Genomic DNA, 4,098 nt, shown 5'->3' with positions numbered 1-4,098 from the left:
GCTCGTCCGGGCGCTCCGGTTGCCGTTCCGATCACCTGGGACGAGCTGCGGTCGCTTGACCGTGCCGACCACTGGCACATCGGGGACGCCGCGGAACTCACAAGACGCGCCGCCTCGAAGGCGCTGAAGGGCTGGGGGCGAGGCAATCAGGCTTTACCCGACAGGTGAGCGTCGTGCTTGTGCTGGCCCGTTCCGGCCTAAGAACGGCTAGCCAGCGCGCCGCCGGCTCTTTGAGTTTTTCGGGACGGCTGCCTTCTCCCGCAGGGTTATCCAGGCCGGGGCGTGGTCGCTCGCGCCGTCCTGACCGCGGACCCCTCGATCCACGCCACCATTGGCAAGGCGGGCGCGCAGGGCCGGGCTCACCAGCAGGTGATCGATACGAAGGCCGGCATCGCGCGGCCAAGCCTCCCGCTTATAGTCCCAGAAGGTGTACGGCGCATTCTGCGGGTACATTTCCCGGAGAGCATCGGTCCAGCCTTGAGCAAGGAGCTCATGATAAAATTTACGCGGCGCTGGCTGTAGGAGCGCGTCACGGGCCCAAGATCGGACGGCATAGATGTCGGCATCGGTGGGCACCACGTTGAAATCCCCCGCCAGCACGACTGGGGCTTGAGCAGCTATGAGCGTCCCGGCGTGGGCCGCTAACCGGGCCATCCACTCGAGCTTGTAGTCAAACTTGGGCCCAGGGTGAGGATTGCCATTGGGCGCGTAGATGCATCCCACCAACACGCCGCGCACGGCGGCCTCGATGTAGCGCGCTTGTGAGTCGTCCGGGTCACCAGGCAACGCTCGACGTGTGACAATCGGCTCCGTCCCGCGCGCGAGGATCGCGACCCCATTCCAGGTCGACTGCCCCTGCCAGGCAGCGTGATAGCCCGCGTCATTGATGGCACTCACCGGAAACGCGGCCTGAGCCGCCTTTAGCTCCTGCACGCACACAACGTCCGGCTGGCTTTCCGCAAGCCACGACAAGAGATTTGGCAGCCGCCGAACCACGTTGTTGATGTTGTAGGTAGCTATTTTCAGACGAGTTGTCCCCTGGCGCTGCCTCAAGGAATTCCCGGGCGGCACTACGGTTGCCCACGCGGCCAGCCGCAACAATCTTCTCGGCCCTTGCGCCCTAGCGATCGCGCCTATGCGGCTCCCGGCTCACGCCAGCGGCCAAAGGAGGCAAGCCGTCTGCGCACGCTCCCGCAGCGAAGGATGTAGCGGCGGCTTCCGGTGCGCATCTAAGCGGGCTCAAAGGCAGCAGGAGGACGCGCCCGGCGCCAGGGGACGCATGGTCTCATGGGCGCAGCCGTTGTGCCGCAGCATCCCGGCACGTCGTTAAAGCGACCAGAGTCGCCTCAGCCTGTCTGGCCGCCGCTACGTCGCTGCGATCCACATCCCAGACCTGCTTTTCCGCATCCGACGCTCCTTCTACCAGCGCCTCGTGCAGCTCTTGCACACGCTCCTGGATCGGCTCGACCTCACCGCCCAGCTCGCGCTCCCACTCTCCGATGATGATCTCGACCTCCCGGGCCATGCGGCTGGGCGACGCAGCGCGACCGGCGAGGGTGATTATTCGCTGTACCGCCGCATCAAGGGGACGGGCGCGGGACTTCGCATGCGCCGGCATTGTATGCTCTCCGTTCTGCGGAAAAGAACGTAATTGGAACATCGGCCGACGATCAAGACTGATGGCTCCGGCTGTCGCCCACGGCCCGCCACGTCGAGGGCAGCGCTTGGCCAGCCACTGATCACGTCGGGATTAGAAGCTTGGCTGCCGTCCGCACCGCGGCCTTCCAGCGTCAGTGGCCCGTTGTGAAGGAAGTGCTCGAAACCGCTGGACTGGGCGGTGCACTTCGTGTGCACGGGATCCAACTCGCACAGGGCCCCGTCAAATCTCGGCCGCGAGCCTGTCGTCTATCGGCAGACCGAATGGTTCCTGGACCTTTGCGCACAAACCGAGGTCGTGCCCACGGCTGCCGGTCGGCCGCAAGCGGGCCGCCTAATCGTCAAGGCGCCCAAACAATAGGCCCGGGCCGTACATCTGAGGACGGCACGCCGTGCTCGACATAAGGCAGACCTGAGGTGTCGAACAGCAGTCGATCCATGCAGGCCTGACGAAGCGGCACGCCACGTCGTCCCATCATCTCGATCCCTTCCGTGCCAGGAATAACCGCGTCGCCGCGGACCGCGTGGTAAAACAGCCACAACTGACCGACCGCATCCGGCAGCACGAATACATTGCCGCAGCGGTTCCACACCGCGTTCTCTCCGAGCAATAGCCGTGCTTCCGATCCGGCGACACGGTCGAGCGGATGCGCGCCGCCGCGGAACGCGTAGGTCCGATAGGGCCCGACCCACGTATCCACCTTGGACGCCAGCAGGATTACGTGCCGGTCCTCCGGATGCTCGAAAACAAAAAGTCCTTCCCAAAGCCGGTCCTCCGTGTCGCCCGGGGTGGGCGCAAGCACCGCGCGCGGCTCCGTCCCAGGCACGAGCGAAAGGCCGTCGGCCGCCAGCTCCTGCCCCCAGATCGGCGCATGGCCCGACCCCCAGTAGAGGAAGTTCTGCTCGAGCGTTGTTGAGTGGAAGAAACAGGGGTCGATCACGGTGAAGCCAGTGCCACGCCGAAGCACGACCGGGTCGGCGAAGCCGATCGGACCGGAGGAGCGCGCCGCGATAATACCATGGCCGTTTGGCCCCTCGTCCTCATGGTCGTCAAATTCGAGCGCCCCGTAGAAGTTCCAGGCATCCGGCTGGAGCTGCCGCACATCCGGCGCCCAGCAGCCGCGATGGCAGCTGTAGTTCGGGATGGGCCGCGGGAAAGCGCCGTGCCGTGCACCCTCTGGATGCGTCTCCCAATGCACGAGGTCGCGAGAGCGCGCGACCTTAAAGCGCCGCCGAGGCGGTGGATCCTTTTCGTCGTCAGTTGCGTAGCACCAGTAGAGCCCGTCGCGGTCCGGGCCGGCCACCGCCGGATCAGGCCAAGCTTCCAGGATGATCGGGTTGCGGTAACTCGTCTGGATAAGATGGCTCAATGCCTGCTCGCCTCTCCATCGAATGGATGCCTCGGCGTGCCTTCCCCGACGGAGGCAACCCGGACTCTACCGAACCCGTGCCGCTCCTGGAAGCATGGGTGCTCCATCCACCGAACCGTAACGCCACGAGCTTGTTGATCCTGCGGAAGCTGAGCAGTAATCTTTAGGAACTACGCTGGCTGCTTAAGTGCCTACCACGCAACAGTAGCAGAGTAGAGGTCATGATGGATAAATCCCCGGTCCCCGACCCCGACGACATCCGGCGGAGCTTCGCCGCCGAACGCAGTCACAACGACGCCGTGGCGGTAAACGAGCATGCCCGCGCCGCCGTGAACTTGATGGTCGTAATCAACGGCGGCGCGGCGACCGCCCTTCTCGCCTTCGCCAACCGGCCGGAGGCGGGCCCGAATGTAGTGCTCCTCTTCGGGATCGCGAGCTTTGCAATCGGCGTCGTCGTGGGCGCCCTAAACATCCGCGTGCTGACGCGGACGACATTCAGCTACATGGAAGCTTGGCATTCCCAGGCCCACGGTGATCAGAGCGGCGCAGATTTCAAGTTTGCCGAAGCTAAGCGCGGGCAGCGTCATGGCGACGCCATGTTCCTCGCCGCTCTTATCTCCTTCAGCGTCGGCATCCTCCTCTCCGGCACCTCGATACTGCTACTATAGGCGCGCCCAGCGCTGCGCACCATCTCTCCTTGAGGAGCCCGCATGCGTTTCGCCCAGCGCTCGAAGCCGAACGAAAACCTGCGAGAGGCTGTTCGCATCCAGGTGCACCTCCTCCGTCCGCTCGCATAGAGCTGCAGCCATTTCGACCGGTCGGGTTGCGCAACCGAGGGCCTAGGTGGACGCCTATGTCCAAGAGCGACGATCGCATTCCAAGTCATCGGCGGCACCGTCGCCCTCTGCGCTACACTTCTCAGGAGAAGGTCCGGCTTGTCGAGGGGAGCATGCAAGCCTAGTCGAGCCGAGTACGGTTGCGAAGCCGCGCCGTTCCTGATGCAACCCGCATGGGCTGATGACGCTTTCGCCTGCAAAGCGGCGGCGCCGGCCGGCCTGGAGGCGACGTGAAA

At 64.7% G+C, this 4,098-nt stretch carries 5 protein-coding genes; 2 read left to right on the top strand and 3 right to left on the bottom strand.

What is annotated here, in order from left to right:
* The coding region (locus EJV46_RS23525; protein ID WP_370323074.1) for a hypothetical protein at window positions 1-168 on the top strand (168 nt) is incomplete at its 5' end.
* A 39-nt stretch (window positions 169-207) separates the two neighbouring features.
* On the opposite strand, the gene xth is transcribed toward EJV46_RS23525, so the two are convergent.
* The 3 genes from xth to EJV46_RS07935 all read right to left on the bottom strand — a co-directional run bounded on the left by xth (window position 208) and on the right by EJV46_RS07935 (window position 3,026).
* Window positions 208-1,053 (bottom strand): exodeoxyribonuclease III, encoded by an 846-nt coding sequence (xth, locus tag EJV46_RS07945; protein ID WP_240782457.1) that lies wholly within the window; start codon window positions 1,051-1,053, stop codon window positions 208-210.
* 232 nt (window positions 1,054-1,285) lie between these two features.
* The gene (locus EJV46_RS07940; RefSeq protein WP_131548093.1) at window positions 1,286-1,660 is read right to left on the bottom strand and encodes a hypothetical protein; all 375 of its coding nucleotides are present in this window, start codon (window positions 1,658-1,660) and stop codon (window positions 1,286-1,288) included.
* 337 nt (window positions 1,661-1,997) lie between these two features.
* Window positions 1,998-3,026: a family 43 glycosylhydrolase gene (locus EJV46_RS07935; RefSeq protein WP_165585410.1), complete on the bottom strand. Its 1,029-nt coding sequence runs from the start codon at window positions 3,024-3,026 to the stop codon at window positions 1,998-2,000.
* Window positions 3,027-3,247: 221 nt separating this feature from the next.
* Between EJV46_RS07935 and EJV46_RS07930 the strand changes: the two genes are divergently transcribed.
* Complete coding sequence (locus EJV46_RS07930) at window positions 3,248-3,694, top strand: hypothetical protein (protein WP_131548091.1); 447 nt, start codon at window positions 3,248-3,250, stop codon at window positions 3,692-3,694.
* Window positions 3,695-4,098: the final 404 nt, after the last annotated feature.

The sequence above is a fragment of the Roseococcus sp. SYP-B2431 genome, assembly GCF_004336745.1.
Lineage (GTDB): Bacteria > Pseudomonadota > Alphaproteobacteria > Acetobacterales > Acetobacteraceae > Roseococcus.
Note: the sequence above shows the minus strand (reverse complement) of the source record. Positions and strands in the feature narration are given on the sequence as shown.